The sequence below is a fragment of the Citrobacter sp. Cs237 genome (genome assembly GCF_030332325.1).
Classification (GTDB): Bacteria; Pseudomonadota; Gammaproteobacteria; order Enterobacterales; family Enterobacteriaceae; genus Citrobacter_A; species Citrobacter_A sedlakii.
Genome location: NZ_JAOWIB010000103.1, coordinates 310,171 through 327,809, shown reverse-complemented (window position 1 = coordinate 327,809; position 17,639 = coordinate 310,171). Strand labels below are relative to the sequence as shown.

17 protein-coding genes are annotated in these 17,639 nt (G+C 55.2%); 6 read left to right on the top strand and 11 right to left on the bottom strand.

The features are described 5' to 3' along the window. The first annotated feature begins 71 nt into the window (after positions 1–71). Positions 72–1,076, top strand: a complete 1,005-nt coding sequence (locus tag OGY07_RS12030; protein ID WP_000427619.1) for an IS110-like element IS5075 family transposase — start codon at positions 72–74, stop codon at positions 1,074–1,076. Between the two features lie 385 nt (positions 1,077–1,461). Here the strand turns inward: OGY07_RS12030 and OGY07_RS12025 are convergent, their stop codons facing one another. Then, a complete protein-coding gene (locus tag OGY07_RS12025; RefSeq protein WP_181822398.1) occupies positions 1,462–2,727 on the bottom strand; it encodes a 4-aminobutyrate--2-oxoglutarate transaminase in 1,266 nt (421 codons plus the stop codon). A 118-nt stretch (positions 2,728–2,845) separates the two neighbouring features. On the opposite strand from OGY07_RS12025, the gene pdxR reads away from it, so the two are divergent. Then, on the top strand, positions 2,846–4,342 hold the full coding sequence (pdxR, locus tag OGY07_RS12020; protein ID WP_286600782.1) for a MocR-like pyridoxine biosynthesis transcription factor PdxR: 1,497 nt from the start codon (positions 2,846–2,848) through the stop codon (positions 4,340–4,342). Between the two features lie 51 nt (positions 4,343–4,393). On the opposite strand, the gene rpoH is transcribed toward pdxR, so the two are convergent. The 4 genes from rpoH to ftsY all read right to left on the bottom strand — a co-directional run bounded on the left by rpoH (position 4,394) and on the right by ftsY (position 8,714). Further along, positions 4,394–5,248 (bottom strand): RNA polymerase sigma factor RpoH, encoded by an 855-nt coding sequence (gene rpoH, locus OGY07_RS12015; protein WP_042286526.1) that lies wholly within the window; start codon positions 5,246–5,248, stop codon positions 4,394–4,396. Between the two features lie 253 nt (positions 5,249–5,501). After that, positions 5,502–6,560 (bottom strand): permease-like cell division protein FtsX, encoded by a 1,059-nt coding sequence (ftsX, locus tag OGY07_RS12010; protein WP_181822397.1) that lies wholly within the window; start codon positions 6,558–6,560, stop codon positions 5,502–5,504. Then, the gene (ftsE, locus tag OGY07_RS12005; RefSeq protein ID WP_012908291.1) at positions 6,553–7,221 is read right to left on the bottom strand and encodes a cell division ATP-binding protein FtsE; all 669 of its coding nucleotides are present in this window, start codon (positions 7,219–7,221) and stop codon (positions 6,553–6,555) included. The genes ftsX and ftsE overlap by 8 nt, the downstream gene beginning before the upstream one ends. 2 nt (positions 7,222–7,223) lie before the next feature. Beyond that, positions 7,224–8,714: a signal recognition particle-docking protein FtsY gene (gene ftsY / locus OGY07_RS12000; RefSeq protein WP_286600776.1), complete on the bottom strand. Its 1,491-nt coding sequence runs from the start codon at positions 8,712–8,714 to the stop codon at positions 7,224–7,226. A 125-nt stretch (positions 8,715–8,839) separates the two neighbouring features. Here ftsY and rsmD point away from each other — a divergent pair, with 125 nt between their 5' ends. Both rsmD and OGY07_RS11990 read left to right on the top strand, forming a co-directional pair. After that, entirely contained in the window at positions 8,840–9,436 is a 597-nt protein-coding gene (rsmD, locus tag OGY07_RS11995; RefSeq protein ID WP_286600774.1) for a 16S rRNA (guanine(966)-N(2))-methyltransferase, read from the top strand. Next, the gene (locus OGY07_RS11990; protein ID WP_042286536.1) at positions 9,426–9,695 is read left to right on the top strand and encodes a DUF1145 family protein; all 270 of its coding nucleotides are present in this window, start codon (positions 9,426–9,428) and stop codon (positions 9,693–9,695) included. Before rsmD ends, OGY07_RS11990 begins: the two co-directional genes overlap by 11 nt. Before the next feature lie 20 nt (positions 9,696–9,715). On the opposite strand, the gene OGY07_RS11985 is transcribed toward OGY07_RS11990, so the two are convergent. Further along, positions 9,716–10,081, bottom strand: coding sequence for a DUF2500 domain-containing protein (locus OGY07_RS11985; RefSeq protein ID WP_042286539.1), 366 nt, complete (start codon positions 10,079–10,081; stop codon positions 9,716–9,718). Between the two features lie 141 nt (positions 10,082–10,222). On the opposite strand from OGY07_RS11985, the gene OGY07_RS11980 reads away from it, so the two are divergent. Then, positions 10,223–10,849, top strand: a complete 627-nt coding sequence (locus OGY07_RS11980; RefSeq protein ID WP_042286542.1) for a lysoplasmalogenase — start codon at positions 10,223–10,225, stop codon at positions 10,847–10,849. Between the two features lie 76 nt (positions 10,850–10,925). Further along, positions 10,926–13,124: a Zn(II)/Cd(II)/Pb(II) translocating P-type ATPase ZntA gene (gene zntA / locus OGY07_RS11975; protein WP_286600770.1), complete on the top strand. Its 2,199-nt coding sequence runs from the start codon at positions 10,926–10,928 to the stop codon at positions 13,122–13,124. Between the two features lie 76 nt (positions 13,125–13,200). Here the strand turns inward: zntA and OGY07_RS11970 are convergent, their stop codons facing one another. The 5 genes from OGY07_RS11970 to tssD all read right to left on the bottom strand — a co-directional run bounded on the left by OGY07_RS11970 (position 13,201) and on the right by tssD (position 17,587). Next, on the bottom strand, positions 13,201–14,487 hold the full coding sequence (locus tag OGY07_RS11970) for a TRAP transporter large permease (RefSeq protein ID WP_181822393.1): 1,287 nt from the start codon (positions 14,485–14,487) through the stop codon (positions 13,201–13,203). 10 nt (positions 14,488–14,497) lie between these two features. After that, positions 14,498–15,007, bottom strand: a complete 510-nt coding sequence (locus OGY07_RS11965; RefSeq protein ID WP_060570184.1) for a TRAP transporter small permease — start codon at positions 15,005–15,007, stop codon at positions 14,498–14,500. A 23-nt stretch (positions 15,008–15,030) separates the two neighbouring features. Beyond that, entirely contained in the window at positions 15,031–16,002 is a 972-nt protein-coding gene (locus OGY07_RS11960) for a TRAP transporter substrate-binding protein (protein WP_042286551.1), read from the bottom strand. A gap of 186 nt (positions 16,003–16,188) precedes the next feature. Beyond that, positions 16,189–16,446, bottom strand: coding sequence for a MarR family transcriptional regulator (locus OGY07_RS11955; RefSeq protein WP_199957527.1), 258 nt, complete (start codon positions 16,444–16,446; stop codon positions 16,189–16,191). Next, the gene (tssD, locus tag OGY07_RS11950) at positions 16,436–17,587 is read right to left on the bottom strand and encodes a type VI secretion system tube protein TssD (RefSeq protein ID WP_286600763.1); all 1,152 of its coding nucleotides are present in this window, start codon (positions 17,585–17,587) and stop codon (positions 16,436–16,438) included. Before tssD ends, OGY07_RS11955 begins: the two co-directional genes overlap by 11 nt. Positions 17,588–17,639 lie beyond the last annotated feature (52 nt).

Genomic DNA, 17,639 nt, shown 5'->3' with positions numbered 1-17,639 from the left:
TATTTAATGAGATGGTCACTCCCTCCTTCCCAGTACTATGCTGAGGACAGGCTTTCATTCGGAGAACCATCATGGAAAACATTGCGCTTATTGGTATCGATCTGGGTAAGAACTCTTTCCATATTCATTGTCAGGATCATCGTGGGAAGGCCGTTTACCGTAAAAAATTCACCCGACCAAAGCTAATCGAATTTCTGGCGACATGCCCGGCAACAACCATCGCGATGGAAGCCTGTGGCGGTTCTCACTTTATGGCACGCAAGCTGGAAGAGTTAGGGCATTTTCCAAAGCTGATATCACCGCAATTTGTCCGCCCATTCGTTAAAAGCAACAAAAATGACTTCGTTGATGCTGAAGCTATCTGTGAAGCAGCATCACGTCCATCTATGCGTTTCGTGCAGCCCAGAACCGAATCTCAGCAGGCAATGCGAGCTCTGCATCGTGTCCGTGAATCCCTGGTTCAGGATAAGGTGAAAACAACTAATCAGATGCATGCTTTTCTGCTGGAATTTGGTATCAGCGTTCCGCGAGGTGCTGCCGTTATTAGTCGACTGAGTACCCTTCTTGAGGACAGTAGTTTGCCTCTTTATCTCAGCCAGTTACTGCTGAAATTACAACAGCATTATCACTATCTTGTTGAGCAGATTAAAGATCTGGAATCTCAGTTGAAACGAAAGTTGGACGAAGATGAGGTTGGACAGCGCTTGCTGAGTATTCCCTGCGTTGGAACGCTGACTGCCAGTACTATTTCAACTGAGATTGGCGACGGGAAGCAGTACGCCAGCAGCCGTGACTTTGCGGCGGCAACAGGGCTGGTACCCCGACAGTACAGCACGGGAGGTCGGACGACATTGTTAGGGATTAGCAAGCGGGGCAACAAAAAGATCCGAACTTTGTTGGTTCAGTGTGCCAGGGTATTCATACAAAAACTGGAACACCAGTCTGGCAAGTTGGCCGACTGGGTCAGGGAGTTGTTGTGTCGGAAAAGCAACTTTGTCGTCACCTGTGCTCTGGCAAACAAGCTGGCCAGAATAGCCTGGGCACTGACGGCGCGACAGCAAACTTACGAAGCATAAAGGCAGAAATACACCAGTTTAAACAATCATTCATCTGGTTTTGCGAATACTGATATTGATGATACTAACGGCCCACCGGCCTGTTGAGGAACCTGTAAAACGGAAAGGCTCATTGAAGCCGTATATTTTCTGGAGGTTCATCAGGCGCGGAACTCATCGAGGCGCGGGAATAAAATCCCATTCAGACGCCGGATAGATTCAAGCAAGCCAACTTGTCGTCAAAATCGGTGTTGCAAAAACGGGAGTGACCATAGATTCCGTTTTACTCCGGCGACGAGCGCCGCCGGAAAAAAGGTGATATCAGGGTGATTAACCACTCACGCTGAACGGGAACAACTCAGTTGTCGTAGAGGCTTCCCTGCCGCTGCCTGCCGGTCCGGGTGCGTCAGCCCCGTAGCGCGCGGGTCAGAATATCCAGCGCTTTAGAGAACTGCGCATCCGGGATCGTTAAGGGATAAAGAAAACGTATGACGTTGCCATATACGCCACAACTCAACAGCAGCAGGCCGTTTTCCTGCGCTTTGCGCTGGACCTCGCGGGTAAATTCGGCAGACGGTTCGCCGGTTTGCGGATCGTTAAATTCCACCGCTACCATCGAACCGAGTCCCCGAACGTCAACAATCGCCGGGCAGTGCTCGCGCGCCTGATTCAGCACTTCTTTCAGATGCTCGCCCAGCTGGCTCGCCCGCTGGCACAATTGCTCTTCTTCGATGATGTCCAGCACCGCGTGCGCGGCGGCAACCGCCAGCGGATTACCGGCGTAGGTACCGCCCAGCCCACCGGGAGCGGGCGCATCCATCACCTCAGCACGCCCCACAACGCCAGAGAGCGGGAAGCCGCCCGCCAGGCTTTTCGCCATCGTCATCAGGTCGGGCTTCACGTCATAGTGCTGCATCGCAAAGACCTTGCCGGTACGGGCAAAGCCGGTCTGCACTTCATCCGCAATCAGCAGAATGCCGTGGGTATCGCAAATTTTACGCAACGCCTGCATAAAGGCCGCAGGCGCGACGTTAAAACCGCCCTCGCCCTGAATCGGCTCAATAACAATGGCAGCGACCTGATCCGCGGCGATATCGGCCTTAAAGAGGCGCTCCAGGCTTTTGATCGCGTCCTCGACGGTCACGCCGTGAGCCGCGTTCGGGTACACAGCGTGATAGACCGAACCGGGGAAAGGCCCAAAACCTATTTTGTAAGGCGCCACTTTGCCGGTCAGCGCCATGGTCATGAAGGTACGTCCGTGAAACCCGCCGCCGAAGGTGATCAACCCCGGACGACCGGTATGGGCGCGGGCAATTTTGACCGCGTTTTCAACCGCTTCGGCGCCGGTGGTGAAAAACGCGGTTTTCGCCGGACCGTCGATCGGCGCAATGGCGTTGATGCGCTCCGCCAGCGACACGTAGCTCTCGTAAGGCACAATCTGGTAGGCGGTATGGGTAAACGCCTGAAGCTGTTTTTCAACCGCCGCGACAATTTTCGGGTGGCGGTGGCCGGTGTTAAGGACGGCGATCCCGGCGGCAAAATCGATCACTTCTTTGCCTTCAATGTCCCAAATTGTGGCGTTTTCGGCCTTTTCGACAAAGTAGTCGCACATCACACCAACACCACGGGGAGTCGCCTGCTGGCGACGCTGATTCAGTTCTGAACTTTTCACCCTCGGATCTCCTGTTATGAATGTCACTTTATTGCAACAAATTCGAAACGATGACGTTTATTTACACAGGTGTTGGCCCTATAATCGAGTACCAATTCAGAATATCTGAGGGATCCAATTGCGGGCATTAGTGGGCGATCTCCTGTTGGTCAGACTCCAGCAGGAACAGGATGAATTCCTGCACAAACGGCTCTACAACGCGCTTCGCCGGGCGATTCTCGACGGTTCTTTACCGCCGCATAGCCGCTTGCCCGCATCGCGCGATCTCGCGGGCGAGCTTGGGATTTCCAGAAACACCATATTAACAACTTATGAACAATTGCTGGCGGAAGGATATGTGGTTTCCCGACGAGGAAGCGGGACATTCGTCGCACAAACCACCCCCGATACCTTTTTAACGGCGGCAGCCGGGGTGGAAAACAGTGAGACGGCCGCACAGGCATCCTCCGTTTCGCAGCGCGGCCATTTTTTGCTGCAACACGTCAGCGCCAGCCCACGACAATGGGGAGCATTTATTCCCGGCGTTCCCGACGTCAATGCCTTTCCCCATCCACTTTTCAGTAAGTTACAGGCACGCATCAGCCGTCGACCGAAGCCGGAACGGCTGAGCTACAGCTGCAATGGCGGGACGCCGGAACTGCAACATGCGTTGGTGGATTATCTGCGCGTCGCCCGGGGTGTGCGCTGTCAGGCAGATCAAATACTTATCACGGAGGGGATCCACCAGGCTATCGACCTGGTGACGCGGATGCTGGCTGATACCGGCGACCTGGCGTGGGTGGAGGAACCCTCCTACTGGGGGATCCGCCATGTGCTGGCGATGAACGATCTACGCATTACGCCTGTCCCCGTTGATGCCAGCGGCCTCGCGCCGCCCGACAGGCCGGATGAAGCACCGCGTCTGATCTTCGTTACGCCGTCTCATCAGTACCCGCTGGGCGCGGTGATGAGTCTTGAGCGTCGTCAGCGGCTGCTGGCACTCGCCAGGCAGTACGGCAGTTGGATTGTGGAAGACGACTATGACAGCGAGTTTCGCTTTTCTGGACAACCGATCCCGGCGTTGCAGGGTCTGGTGCCGGATGCGCCAGTCGTTTATATCGGCACCTTCAGTAAAACGCTCTATCCGGGGCTTCGACTGGGTTATATGGTGCTGCCCCGCCCGCTGGCGCACGCCCTGAAAAGCGCCCATGCGGAGCTGTATCGCGGTGGGCATTCACTGATTCAGATGGCGCTGGCAGAGTTTATCAACGGCGGACATTATTCGGCGCACATCCGCCGTATGCGCTTGTTATACAGCCGCCGTCGTGCCTTTCTCACCGAGCTGATTGAACGTCACTGTGGGACGCGGGCGCTGTCGGATTTCAGCGATAATGCCGGGCTGCATTTGATCCTCAACCTGCCGGATGAGGTGGATGATGTCGCCATCGCGGCCAGCGCCAATGCGCAAAATATTCTGGTACGTCCGCTTTCGCGTTATTACCTGACCGCCCAGCGCAAGCAGGGGCTGCTGTTGGGGTTCGCCTGTCTGACGGAAGAACAGATGGTGCCTGCATTCGCCACGTTGCTGGACTGTTTGCGTGACAACTGCCCGCAGGTGCTGTTGATGAACGCCTGAAAGCAAAACGCCCCAACCAATGACGGGGCGTTTTTAGCTGCGCTTGCGGTGTTATGCTTCGATCGCGGCGCGCAGTTTTTTCATTGCGTTCTTTTCAAGCTGGCGGACACGTTCAGCAGACACGCCATAGCGGTCAGCCAGTTCCTGCAAGGTGGACTTGTTGTCTTCGTCCAGCCAGCGGGCGCGAATGATGTCCTGACTACGTTCGTCGAGACCTTCCATCGCGTGGGTCAGCTTGTTGGCCGCCTGATCTTCCCAGTTATCCTCTTCAATGCCGTCGGCAAAGTTAGAGGTTTTATCCTGCAAATACAGGACCGGGGCCATCGGCTGGCTGTCGGACTCATCGTCCGAAGACATGTCAAAGGTCATGTCCTGCGCCGCCATGCGGGACTCCATCTCACGCACGTCTTTGCTGGACACGCCCAGCTCGCGCGCCACCATTTCAACTTCATCCTGGTTAAACCAGCCCAGGCGCTGCTTGGTTTTACGCAGGTTAAAGAACAGCTTACGCTGCGCTTTGGTGGTCGCGACTTTGACGATACGCCAGTTACGCAGAACGTATTCGTGGATCTCCGCTTTGATCCAGTGTACGGCGAAGGAGACCAGGCGCACACCCACTTCCGGGTTGAAACGGCGCACGGCTTTCATCAGGCCGATATTACCTTCCTGAATCAAATCCGCCTGCGGCAGGCCATAGCCCGCGTAGTTACGAGCAATATGAACAACAAAGCGCAGGTGAGACAGGATCAGCGTCTTAGCTGCTTCCAGATCGCCCTGGTAATGCAGCCTTTCAGCCAGTGCCCGCTCTTCGTCAGCCGATAACATCGGCCACGCGTTCGCAGCCCGGATGTAAGACTCCAGGTTACCAACAGGGGCTAAAGCTAAATTTTGCATTTCTTTGGTCATTCAAATCCTCTCAATTTTTTATCGTCTGGCACTACCTGAAAGTCATCAGCAACAACCGTGCCAGCGTTAATGAGCAACGAGATTATCATTCACTCTTTTATCAGACCGTGATTTTATCCACAAGTTCCATGCAACGTTGTGTATAAATTGCGCACAAAATGTGACATGAAGATGAAAGCGGGGAAGAGGACAACGGAGACTCTTTCCCTGCGAACGGAAATCCATTGCAGGGAAAGATTATACCACGATTTTATTAATCGGGAGTAAAGTGGCGTAAATGTTGAACCGTGGCAAGCCACGCCGCCACCCAGCCGATCATCGAGCAAACCAGCAGCAATAACAGGCATTCATCGAACGATAACCCATTGAGATCAAACTTCGTTCCAAAAACCTGCGCCACTTCTGTCACTGCTGAAGACAGCCGCATCACCAAAATTTCAGATAAAATCAGTGAAAGAAACGCGCCGGAAAAGCCGAGCAGCGCGCCGCCGTAGAGGAACGGACGGAGAATAAATCCATCCGTCGCGCCAATCAGTTTTTGCACGTTAATGGTATCGCGACGGGCAAAAATGCTCAGGCGTACGCTGTTGCCGATCACCAGGAACACCGCTGCCACCATCAGTACGCCGATCATGGCTGATACGCGGCCCACCAGACCGGTCAGCGCCGCCAGGCGGGCAAACCAGCTGTCGTCCATACGTACTTCATCGATGCCGTTAATCTGCGAGATACGATCGCGCAGGGTATTAAGCGAATCGGTGCCCTGGAAATCAAGCTTCGGCACCACCACGGCCACCGCCGGGAGCGGGTTCTCTTCCAGCATGTCCAGCGCGCCGCCAAAGCCGGACCAGTTACGGAACTCACCCAGCGCGTCTTCCCGCGACAGGTAATTCACCTTGTCCACGCCCTGCTCGGCCTGAAGCTGCGCCACCACCCCCGCCGCCGCATCGTCATCCAGCGTTTTTTGCAGATAAACAGTGATCTGTGGAGACGGATAATACTGCGTCGCCGCCTGGTTGACGTTCTTGTAGACCATATAGCAAACGCTCGGCAGCGTCAGAGAGATGGCAATGACCATCACCGTTAAAAAGGTCGCCAGTGGTTTGCTTTTCAGATCCTGTAACGCGCCCTGGAACGCGTAGCGTACCTGCTCGTTGAAAACGTTGGTTTTCCGCGAGTTAGGCTTCGGCGACGGTTTCGCCCGCTTCGGGGTATTGCGGCCACCGTCGCCTGACGAACCGCCAGAGCGGCGCAGACGATCCAGACGCCCGCCGAACTGCCGGATATGATTCATCGCATCGCGCTTATTCATAAGCCACGCCTCCATGCAGGTGTCCATCGCTTAGCACCAGTTGGCGATAAGATCGGCGGGAAATCAGCCCGATGTCGTGGGTGGCCATCAGGACGGTGACCCCCACACGGTTAAATTCTTCGAACAAACGCAGGATCCCTTCCGACAACGCGTCATCCAGGTTACCGGTTGGTTCATCCGCCAACAGGACCGCCGGTTTATTGACCACCGCACGGGCGATACCCACACGCTGCTGTTCACCGCCGGAGAGTTGAATAGGGAAGTTTTTCGCTTTGTCCAGCAGCCCGACTTTATCCAGCGCCGCCGACACGCGGCGACGAATGTCGTCTCCGCTGGCACCGGCAATAATCAGTGGGATCGCCACATTGTCGTAAACGGTGCGGTCCATCAGCAGATGGTGATCCTGGAAAATCATGCCAATCTGCCGACGCAAAAACGGCACTTCACGATTCTTCAGACGGGTAATATCGTGTCCGCTGAAGATAATTTTCCCGGCGCTTGGCCGCTCAATCCCACAGATCAGCTTCAGCAGGGTACTTTTCCCCGCGCCTGAGTGGCCGGTCAGAAACGCCATCTCGCCCGGCTGCATGTGGAACGTGACGCCCTGCAGCGCTTGTCTCCCGCCGAGATAGGCCTTGCTGACATGTTCAAAGCGAATCATTGTTAATCCTCTCGGGCAAAAAGTGCCTCAATAAAATCGTCCGCCTTAAACGGACGCAAATCCTCGATACGTTCGCCCACACCAATATAGCGGATAGGAATGCCAAACTGGTCGGCCACCGAGAAGATCACCCCGCCTTTCGCCGTGCCGTCCAGCTTGGTCAGGGTGATCCCGGTTAACCCCACGGCTTCATGGAACAGTTTGGCCTGGCTTACCGCATTCTGCCCGGTGCTGGCGTCGATAGTCAGCATAACCTCATGCGGCGCGTCCTCGTCCAGTTTCTTCATCACGCGAACGATTTTTTTCAACTCTTCCATCAGATGCGATTTGTTTTGCAGGCGCCCCGCGGTGTCGGCGATCAGCACATCAATGTTACGCGCCTTCGCCGCCTGAATAGCGTCAAAGATGACGGAAGCAGAGTCCGCGCCAGTGTGCTGGGCAATCACCGGAATATTATTACGCTGGCCCCAGACCTGAAGCTGTTCCACCGCTGCGGCGCGGAACGTGTCGCCTGCCGCCAGCATCACCGATTTGCCCTGCTGCTCGAACTGACGCGCCAGCTTGCCGATGGTGGTGGTTTTACCGACGCCATTGACGCCCACCATCAAAATCACAAACGGCGTTTTGCCTTCCACGTTCAGCGGTTCATCGACCTTCGCCAGAATCTCGCCCATCTCATCTTTTAACAGACCGTACAGCGCTTCCGCATCACGCAGTTGCTTGCGGCTGGCGCCTTCGGTCAGGTTGGTGATGATTTTACGCGTTGTTTCCACGCCCACGTCGGCGATCAGCAATTGTTCTTCCAGCTCTTCAAACAAATCATCGTCGATTTTCTTCCCGCGGAACAGACTGATAAATCCGGAACCGAGGTTTTCTTTTGTTTTCAGAAGGCTGCGCTTAAGACGGGCAAAGAAACCCTCTTTGGTCGGTTTCTCCTGCTCCTGCGCAATCTCTTCAACCGGCGCGTCTTCTTCCGCTACCGGCACCACCAGCACCGCTTCTTCTGCGGCTTCTGCCGCCAGCGCCTGCGCTTCCCGCTCTTCATCGCTCAGCGGCGGCACGTTCTGCGCCTCTTCTTCTACCGCGTCAGCGATCTCAACGGTTTCGGCTTCCGCCTGCCACTCTTCCGGAGAGATTTCTTCAGCGTTTACCTCTTCCGGCAGCGGCAGTTCTTCACGTACGGCGACCGCAAGCGGTTCCACTTCCGGTTGTGGCTCGTCTGCCACGGCAGGCGGTTCAGGCTCAACCAACTGCGGCTTTTCGCTCTCCTGAACCTGTTCGGTGACCTCAACCACCTCTTGTGCAAAGTGGTCTGTCTCTTCTTTGCTGTGCGCAGGGGATTCTGCTTCTACGTCAGCTGCCGTTTCAACAGGCGTGTCTGCCTGTCGTTGTTCCTCGACAACCTGCTGTTCTTCGGTTTTTTGTTCTTGTTCCTGCTCTTTTTCACCAAAGCCCAGCCAGGAAAAGAAGCCACGTTTTTTCTGTTTTGCCATCTGCGGTTACACTCCTCGCGGCTCTATATACATGGAAGCTAAAAAAATGATGAAATAGTCTATCACTTAACTTAATTTACATCACCGCCTGGAAAGACCGAATTAGGGCGGTTTGAGCAGCAGAAATGAAAAAACCGAATCACTCTGGCAGTGGCCAGATCCGCATTATTGGCGGGCAATGGCGCGGCCGCAAACTTCCAGTGCCGGACAGCCCCGGCCTGCGTCCCACCACCGATCGCGTGCGCGAGACGCTGTTTAACTGGCTGGCGTCGGTAATGGTCGACGCCCGTTGTCTCGACTGTTTCGCCGGAAGCGGCGCGCTGGGGCTGGAGGCGCTGTCGCGTTACGCGGCGTCTGCTACCCTGCTGGAAATGGATCGGGCCGTCGCGCAGCAGTTACAAAAGAATTTAGCGACGCTGAAGGCAGGCAACGCAAACGTCGTAAACACGAACACACTGGCATTTCTGGCGCAGACCGGTACGCCGCACAGCGTCGTGTTTGTCGACCCGCCGTTTCGCAAGGGTCTGCTGGAAGAGACCTTACGCCTGCTGGAAAATCACGGCTGGCTGACTGACGAGGCGTATATTTACGTGGAAAGCGAAGTGGAAAACGGTCTGCCGCCGGTGCCCAATAACTGGTCGCTGTATCGCGAGAAGGTTGCCGGACAGGTTGCCTATCGCTTGTATCAACGCGAAGCACAAGGAGAAAACGATGCTGATTAATATTGGACGTTTACTGATGCTCTGCGTCTGGGCTTTTTTACTCTGGAATCTGGTGCAACCGTTTCCGCGCCCGCTCAATATTTTTGTTAACGTCGCGCTGGTGTTTATGGCGCTGATGCACGGTATGCAACTGGCGCTACTGAAATCGACCCTGCCAAAAGACGGGCCGCAGATGAGCAACGGGGAAAAAGTGCGAATTTTCCTGTTCGGCGTGTTTGAACTGTTGGTATGGCAGAAGAAGTTTAACGTCAAAAAATGAGGCTGACAGCCGGATGGCATTTAATCCGGCCTGTGAACCACAAATTCGACAAACCGCGTTCCTTTAAAACTCAGCGTGCCTTTGTCGCCTACCGTCAGCGCGTGGTACTGCTGCGCGTCCAGGCGGAAGGTTTTTTCCTGTCCGCCGCGTAGCGGCTTAAAGCTCGCTTCGTATCGCATACTGGCGCCTGCGGGGGTGACCTGCTGCTGACGCGAGCGGCGGTCATTGAGCGGCTTTTCCCGCTTGTTGCTGACCATCATTGGCGCCTGTTGCAGGGGCGCAGCCTCGTTATCGGCTTTTTCCCGCCGCTGCTGCATAAAACGAAACGAGGCGGCAATGAGAATTAACACAATGATTAAAATAAAAAAGAGCGGTGGCTTACTCATACCCTTAACCCATCAGAAAATGCGGAAATCAGCATACCCTGACCGTTATGGTGTTGTCATCCGCCCTTACCCGCCTCTAAACTGAAGAGTAAGACCGTAAGCATACCGCTTACGAAAAAATAACGAATTCAAGGAACTAAGATGCTTTGGTCGTTTATCGCTGTCTGCCTTTCCGCATGGCTGTTTGTGGATGCTTCTTACCGTGGCCCCGCCTGGCAACGTTGGGTCTTTAAACCTGTCACGCTGCTTCTCCTGCTGCTGCTCGCCTGGCAAGCGCCGATGTTTGACGCTATCAGTTATCTGGTGCTGGCGGGTCTCTGTGCGTCGCTGTTAGGCGATGCGTTAACGCTCTTGCCACGTCAGCGTCTGCTGTACGCGATTGGCGCGTTTTTCCTTTCGCATCTGCTGTACACCATCTATTTCGCCAGCCAGATGACGCTTTCATTCTTCTGGCCATTGCCGTTAGCGCTCCTGGTACTGGGCGCGCTGCTCGTCGCGGTAATCTGGTCGCGTCTTGAGGAGCTGCGCTGGCCGGTATGCACCTTCGTCGCCATGACGCTGGTCATGGTCTGGCTGGCCGGTGAACTGTGGTTTTTCCGACCCACCGCGCCCGCGCTGTCGGCGTTTATGGGGGCGGCGCTGCTGTTCCTGGGTAACATTGTCTGGCTGGGCAGTCATTACCGCCGCCGCTTTCGTGCCGACAACGCTATCGCTGCGGCCTGCTACTTCGCCGGGCATTTCCTGATCGTCCGCTCACTTTATCTCTGATAGTGCTTGACTCTGGAGTCGACTCCAGAGTGTATCCTCCGGTTAATGAGAAAATTATCATCAACCGGAGGATGCCATGTCGACACCCGATACTGATGGCAAAAAAGCCCCACAATTTTCATCCTTCACACTCGCCCCGGCGCCGCAGAAAGCCGATGCCTGCTGCTGCGACGGCGCCTGCGACTCGCCGGAAACCGTCGCTGAAACGGTAAAAGGCGCCCGTTATAGCTGGAAAATCACCGGTATGGACTGCGCCGCCTGCGCCCGCAAAGTTGAGAACGCGGTGCGCCAGATAAGCGGCGTGAATCAGGTTCAGGTGCTGTTTGCTACCGAAAAGCTGGTGGTCGACAGCGACGGCGATCTGCGTTCACAAATCGCGCGGGCAGTGCAAAATGCGGGCTATACCCTGCAAGACGAGCAGGCCAACGCCGCCGCGCCCGAGTCGCGCGTCAAAGAGAACCTGCCGCTACTGACCCTGATTGTGATGATGGCGGTCAGTTGGGGGCTGGAACAGTTCAACCCTCCGTTCGGACAACTGGCGTTTATCGCCACCACGCTGGTCGGGTTGTACCCCATCGCCCGCCAGGCGCTGCGCCTGATGAAATCCGGCAGTTGGTTTGCCATTGAAACGCTGATGAGTGTCGCCGCCATCGGCGCGCTGTTTATTGGCGCCACAGCGGAAGCGGCAATGGTGCTGCTGCTGTTCCTGATTGGCGAGCGGTTAGAGGGATGGGCCGCCAGTCGCGCCCGCAAAGGGGTCAGCGCGCTGATGGCGCTAAAACCAGAGGTGGCAATCCGCCTGCGCGACGGCGTGCGCGAAGAGGTCGCCATCAACACCCTGCAACCGGGCGATGTAATTGAAGTCGCCGCCGGAGGACGCCTGCCCGCCGACGGAAAACTGTTGTCTGCGTTCGCCAGCTTTGACGAAAGCGCCCTGACCGGCGAGTCGATCCCGGTTGAACGCGCCAGCGGCGAGAAAGTCCCGGCGGGGGCGACCAGCGTGGATCGTCTTGTCACGCTGGAGGTACTGTCGGAAGCGGGTGCCAGCGCCATAGATCGCATCCTGAAGCTGATTGAAGAAGCAGAAGAACGGCGCGCGCCCATCGAACGCTTTATCGACCGCTTCAGCCGGATTTACACGCCCGCCATCATGGTCGTCGCCCTGCTGGTGACGCTCGTTCCGCCGCTGCTGTTTGCCGGTAGCTGGCAGGAGTGGATTTATAAGGGACTGACGCTGTTACTGATTGGCTGTCCGTGCGCGCTGGTGATTTCCACCCCGGCGGCGATTACCTCCGGGCTGGCGGCGGCGGCGCGTCGCGGGGCGCTGATCAAAGGCGGCGCGGCGCTGGAACAACTAGGACGTGTCACGCAGGTCGCGTTTGATAAAACCGGGACGCTGACCGTAGGCAAGCCGCGCGTGACGGCAATTCATCCTGCCACGGGTATCAGCGAGACTGAGCTGCTGACGCTGGCGGCAGCGGTGGAGCAAGGCGCGACGCACCCGCTGGCGCAGGCGATTGTACGTGAAGCGCAACAGCGGGCGCTTACCCTCCCCGCCGCCGACGGACAGCGCGCGCTGGTCGGTTCCGGCATTGAGGCTCGGGTCAACGGTGAGCGCGTCCTGATTAGCGCCGCCGGGAAACAGCCTGACGAGGCGTTTGCTGCGCGCATTAATCAGCTTGAACGTTCAGGTCAGACGGTCGTATTAGTGCGGCGAAATGACATCGTGCTCGGCGTTATCGCCCTCCAGGATACGCTACGGGACGATGCCCGTACCGCCATAAGCGCACTGAACGCGCTGGGGGTTAAAGGCGTCATCCTCACCGGCGACAACCCACGCGCGGCGGCGGCCATCGCGGGGACGTTGGGACTGGATTACAAAGCGGGACTCCTGCCGGAAGACAAAGTCCAGGCGGTCAGCGCGCTGAATCAGCAGTCGCCGCTGGCGATGGTGGGCGACGGCATTAACGACGCTCCCGCGATGAAAGCCGCCGCCATCGGGATTGCGATGGGCAGCGGTACCGACGTGGCGCTGGAAACAGCAGACGCTGCGCTAACCCACAATCGTCTGACCGGACTCGTGCAAATGGTGACGCTGGCGCGGGCGACGCACGCCAATATTCGCCAGAACATCGCCATTGCGCTGGGGCTGAAGGGGATCTTCCTCGTCACCACCCTGCTCGGCATGACCGGGCTGTGGCTGGCGGTGCTGGCGGATACCGGCGCGACGGTACTGGTGACGGCTAACGCGCTGCGACTGTTGCGTCGTCCATAAAAAAAGCCCGGTGGCGCTTACCGGCCCTACGCGTAGCATGACGCGTAGGCCGGATAGCGCCATCCGGCTTTGTGTCTTACTGCATTCCCAGAAGCCCCGGCAGCCACAGCGAGATGGCGGGGATATAGGTCACCATTGCCAGCACCACCAGCAGCAGACCGTAGAAGGGCAGCATCGCCCGCACCACGTGTTCAATTTTCTGCTTACTTACCGCGCTGGCCACAAACAGCACCGACCCGACCGGTGGGGTAATCAGTCCAATCCCCAGGTTCACCATCATAATCATCCCGAAATGCACCGGATCGATCCCTAACGCATTGGTCACCGGCAACAGCACCGGCGTCAGGATCAGGATGATCGGCGCCATATCCATCAGCGTGCCAATCAGCAGCAGCATGATGTTGAGATACATCAGGATCACGTACTTATTATCGGAAAGCGAGGTGAAGAATTCGGTGATACGCATCGGCAACTGCATATAGGTCATCACCGCGCCAAACGCCGCGGCGAAGCCGATCAAAATCATCACGATAGTGACCGTTTTCACCGTCCGGCACATCAGTTTGGGCAGCTCATTCCACTTATAGTCACGGTAAATAAACATGGTGACGAAAAAGGCCCACAGGCAGGCCACCGCCGCCGATTCGGTGGCGGTAAAAATTCCCGACAATATACCGCCCAGAATGATCACGACCGTCATCAACCCCCACAGCGCGTCAATGAAGATTTTCACCGCCTGGCGAAACGGGATCCGTTCACCTTTCGGGTAGCCACGCTTACGCGCAAAACAGAGGCACAGCCCCATCAGGCACAGCCCGAGCAGCAGTCCCGGCAACACCCCCGCGATAAACAACGTGGCGATAGAGACCGTCCCGCCCGCCGCCAGCGAGTAGATCACCGAGTTATGGCTCGGTGGAATCAAAATCGCCTGCACTGAACCGCTCGCGGTGACCGCCGCCGCGTACTCGCGCGGATAGCCCTTCTTCTCCATCTCCGGGATCATCACGCTACCGATGGACGCCGTATCCGCCACCGACGAGCCGGAAATCGCGCCGAAAAAGGTCGAGGCGACAATGTTCACCAGCGACAATCCGCCGCGAATAAAGCCGACGAACAGATAGGCAAAGTTGACCAGCCGCCGGGCGATTCCCCCTTCCGCCATGATCGCCCCGGCAAGAATAAAAAACGGGATCGCCAGCAGGGTGAACTTGTTGACCCCGCTGGTGATTTGGATCATCAGCGCTTCCAGCGGTAAATCGATCCACAGCGCGCCCGCAACGGCGCTCAGGCCGACGGCAAAGGCCACTGGCATGCCCAGCGCCAGCAAAATGGCGAGGGTGAATAACAAGATAAAGGCGTCCATTGTTCACCCCTTAACCGTGGTTGCCGATCGTCACGACCGGACGGTGTTCCTGTGAGCCAAAGAACAGGCGCTCAAGGACAAAGAAAATCAGAATTGCCGAACCGATGGGCAGCGGCAGGTAGCTTTCACCCGACGTCAGTATTGGGAATTCCGCCACTGGCTGCTCCCACAGCTCGACGCACAGCAGATAGCTGTACCAGAACATGATCAGCGAAATCAGCAGCATCAACAGATCCACCACCCGTGCGCAGGCGGTTTTCAGCACCGGCGGCAGACGGTCGGTCAGCATGTTCACCGCGATGTGCGATCCGGCGCGGTAGCCCACCGCCGCGCCGATAAAGGTAAAGGTCACCATGCAAATAATGGCGATCGGTTCCGGCCATGACTCCCCGCGATTCAGCACATAGCGCGAGAAAATGCCGATGGGGATGACGGTGGTCATCACCAGCAGCGACACCCCCGCCACGGCCATCGCCAGCAGGTACAGGCGATCCATCCACTTCAGGTACAGTTCGGACATATTTCCTCCGCAACGGGGTGGGATCACTTCACAGCCGCGATAGCGTTCATCAGATCCTGATGTTTTTCGCCATATTGCGCGCGTACCGGCTCCGTGGCTTTCACAAACACCGCCTTGTCGATGTCATGGAACTGGACGCCGCCTGCCTTCATTTTTTCCAGCGCCTGCTGGTTATAGGCATCCCATAGCTTGCGCTGTTCAAACTGCGCTTCACGGGCGAGAGTGAGGATTTTTTGCTGCTGGTCGGCGTTGAGCTTGTCCCATTTCACTTTCGAATAGAGCAGCATTTCTGGGGTGATAAAGTGCCCGCTAAGGGTGTAGTTTTTGGCGACCGGCAGGTAGTTATGGGCAATATAGGTGGGCGGATTGTTTTCCGCGCCGTCAATCACGCCGGTTTGCATGCCGCTATACACTTCGCTGACGCCCATCGCCACTGAGTTCGCCCCCATATCCTTCAATGTCGCCAGCGCGACCGGACTGCCCTGAACGCGGATCTTCATACCTTTCAAATCTTCCGGTTTCGCTACCGGATTTTTGGTGATCAAGTTGCGGGTACCGGAATCCATCCAGCCTAAAAAGACCAGCCGCGATTTCGGGTTAGCAGTGAGCTTGTCGCCGATCTGCTTCCCGATATCGCCGTCGATCACCTTGTGCATATGGTCTTCGTCGCGGAACACGTACGGCAGGGTAAAGACTTCGATATCGGGCAGAATCGCCGCAACCGGCGCCATTGAGACGCGAATCATATCGATCGCCCCCATTTGTGCCTGCTCAATCATCTGTTTTTCATCCCCGAGCACGCCACCCGGAAAGACTTTGATTTCCAGCTCGCCATTAGTTTGTTGTTTTAATTTCTCGCCCATCTGCTGCACCGCCACCACGTTCGGGTAGCCTTCGGGATGGACGTCGGCGGCTTTAATCGTTTGCGCAGAAACGGCGCAGGAAAAAGCAGACAGGCACAGCACGGCCAGTAACGGCTTGAGGGTCGTTTTCATTTCGTGAGCTCCAGGGTAGTGAGGTAAGCGTTAAAACAGTGTTTTAGTTTTGTACGCTTAAAAACTAGACTACGCCCTGAAAAGCGGAGGTGAAGCACCTCACAAAATTGTGAAGTTTTGAAACGATGGTTTAGAACTGTGATGTCGTTAAGCCGGGCAGAAGGAAATCTTACCCGGCTTTGAATCTTACTGGTTTTTTTCTGTATTCAAATTTTCAAGTAGTTTGAAACCTTTTTCTGAAACACGGTAGCGTGGCATTGATGGATGCCCGCTGTCCTCGATGTTAACTAATCCCTCATCAGAAAGACGGTTGATTATATCAACAACGTAGCTAAAGCCTGGAATGTTATTGATAGCAAGCCCTCTATCCAAATTTTTCCAGTTCCAGTCACATGTTTTACTTGCCATATATTTCAGAACATTCAGATCAGTTTCAGTTATCATTTATTAAAGCCTCCGGATGGAACAATTCACCAAGTGAACCTTTTATTCTGTAATCTTCAAGCGTAGCTGTGTGCGCATGATTCCATAAATTAAACGACGCATCACCACCTACTGGCTGTCCAGTTTCCCACCCAAGATTACAATAGCGAATGTATTCTCTACATTCATGCGTGTAGTAATTGAGATCGACCTGTTCTGGTGTAATCTCACCCTTTAAGATACGTTTTAACCGAGCAATCATTACATCATTAGCAGGATCATGTTCAAAACGAGAAATATGCTTTTCTACCGTAGCGATACCTGCGCTGTCAATGATGACGCCTTCAGTGGTCAGATACTCTATTGGTCCCCCGGCTAATTCGGGGTCAAAAGTGCGTCCTGATACCGGACCCTTTGCCCCAGAATACTTTATTTTTTCAATTGCCGGAAACTTCATCCTCCCCATCATTAATCCAGCCATCAACGACGCGCCAGTAATCAATAAACCCTGGTTATCCATCACCTGGTTGTAGCCATCAGGCGCTTCTCCTCCCAGTTTTTTCGCTGTCTCTTCGAAGCCGTCGATATTCCCGTTATAAATCCCGCCAGCAGCGAGAAGCCTACCGACAGACTTGCTATTCAACGTTGTTAACGCATTGACCGCCGTTTCATTTTTGACGGGTATAAACAAGCTGTTATAGTCAGCAGGGAACGCCAGATAGCCAAACTCCGTGTTAGCAATAAGATGTTTGCTGAGGATATATTCATAATTTACAACAATAGTTTCCGTATCTAAATTACCTGGCGAAAATAGATAATGGATACTTGATATGAAAACGCCTCGCAATTGAAGGTAATAATATTTCTCCCATCGGCCATAGGCATTGATGCGGTAGAAATAAAACTCCATATATAACTGTTCGTTATTATTAATCGCATTCGACAACAATGGTGTGCTTTTATCGATCAGTTTCTTGAAACTTAGCCCATGCTGTTGCGAACCATTACCGGTACTGGTAAGACTATTCGTGAGCGAAAAAACAAAAATTTCGTTCTCGTGACCGATTTGTCGACGGTTCCCAATTGAATCAGCGGTTCCACAACTGTCAGAAATAGCGCCTTGTTGTTCCCCTGCGATCGTCAGGTAAACAATATCACTCATTTCATCCCTTTATTACATGTTGAGGTAATACAACAGTGGCAACAATATCCCT

Excerpts from the sequence above, each read along its gene's own strand:
- rpoH (WP_042286526.1), bottom strand. The coding sequence starts at position 5,248 with ATGACCAAAGAAATGCAAAATTTAGCTTTAGCCCCTGTTGGTAACCTG.
- OGY07_RS11955 (WP_199957527.1), bottom strand. The coding sequence starts at position 16,446 with ATGATAACTGAAACTGATCTGAATGTTCTGAAATATATGGCAAGTAAA.
- OGY07_RS12030 (WP_000427619.1), top strand. The coding sequence starts at position 72 with ATGGAAAACATTGCGCTTATTGGTATCGATCTGGGTAAGAACTCTTTC.
- ftsE (WP_012908291.1), bottom strand. The coding sequence starts at position 7,221 with ATGATTCGCTTTGAACATGTCAGCAAGGCCTATCTCGGCGGGAGACAA.
- OGY07_RS11965 (WP_060570184.1), bottom strand. The coding sequence starts at position 15,007 with ATGTCCGAACTGTACCTGAAGTGGATGGATCGCCTGTACCTGCTGGCG.
- rsmD (WP_286600774.1), top strand. The coding sequence starts at position 8,840 with ATGAAAAAACCGAATCACTCTGGCAGTGGCCAGATCCGCATTATTGGC.
- OGY07_RS11960 (WP_042286551.1), bottom strand. The coding sequence starts at position 16,002 with ATGAAAACGACCCTCAAGCCGTTACTGGCCGTGCTGTGCCTGTCTGCT.
- OGY07_RS11980 (WP_042286542.1), top strand. The coding sequence starts at position 10,223 with ATGCTTTGGTCGTTTATCGCTGTCTGCCTTTCCGCATGGCTGTTTGTG.
- OGY07_RS11990 (WP_042286536.1), top strand. The coding sequence starts at position 9,426 with ATGCTGATTAATATTGGACGTTTACTGATGCTCTGCGTCTGGGCTTTT.
- ftsX (WP_181822397.1), bottom strand. The coding sequence starts at position 6,560 with ATGAATAAGCGCGATGCGATGAATCATATCCGGCAGTTCGGCGGGCGT.
- ftsY (WP_286600776.1), bottom strand. The coding sequence starts at position 8,714 with ATGGCAAAACAGAAAAAACGTGGCTTCTTTTCCTGGCTGGGCTTTGGT.
- OGY07_RS11985 (WP_042286539.1), bottom strand. The coding sequence starts at position 10,081 with ATGAGTAAGCCACCGCTCTTTTTTATTTTAATCATTGTGTTAATTCTC.
- tssD (WP_286600763.1), bottom strand. The coding sequence starts at position 17,587 with ATGAGTGATATTGTTTACCTGACGATCGCAGGGGAACAACAAGGCGCT.
- OGY07_RS11970 (WP_181822393.1), bottom strand. The coding sequence starts at position 14,487 with ATGGACGCCTTTATCTTGTTATTCACCCTCGCCATTTTGCTGGCGCTG.
- zntA (WP_286600770.1), top strand. The coding sequence starts at position 10,926 with ATGTCGACACCCGATACTGATGGCAAAAAAGCCCCACAATTTTCATCC.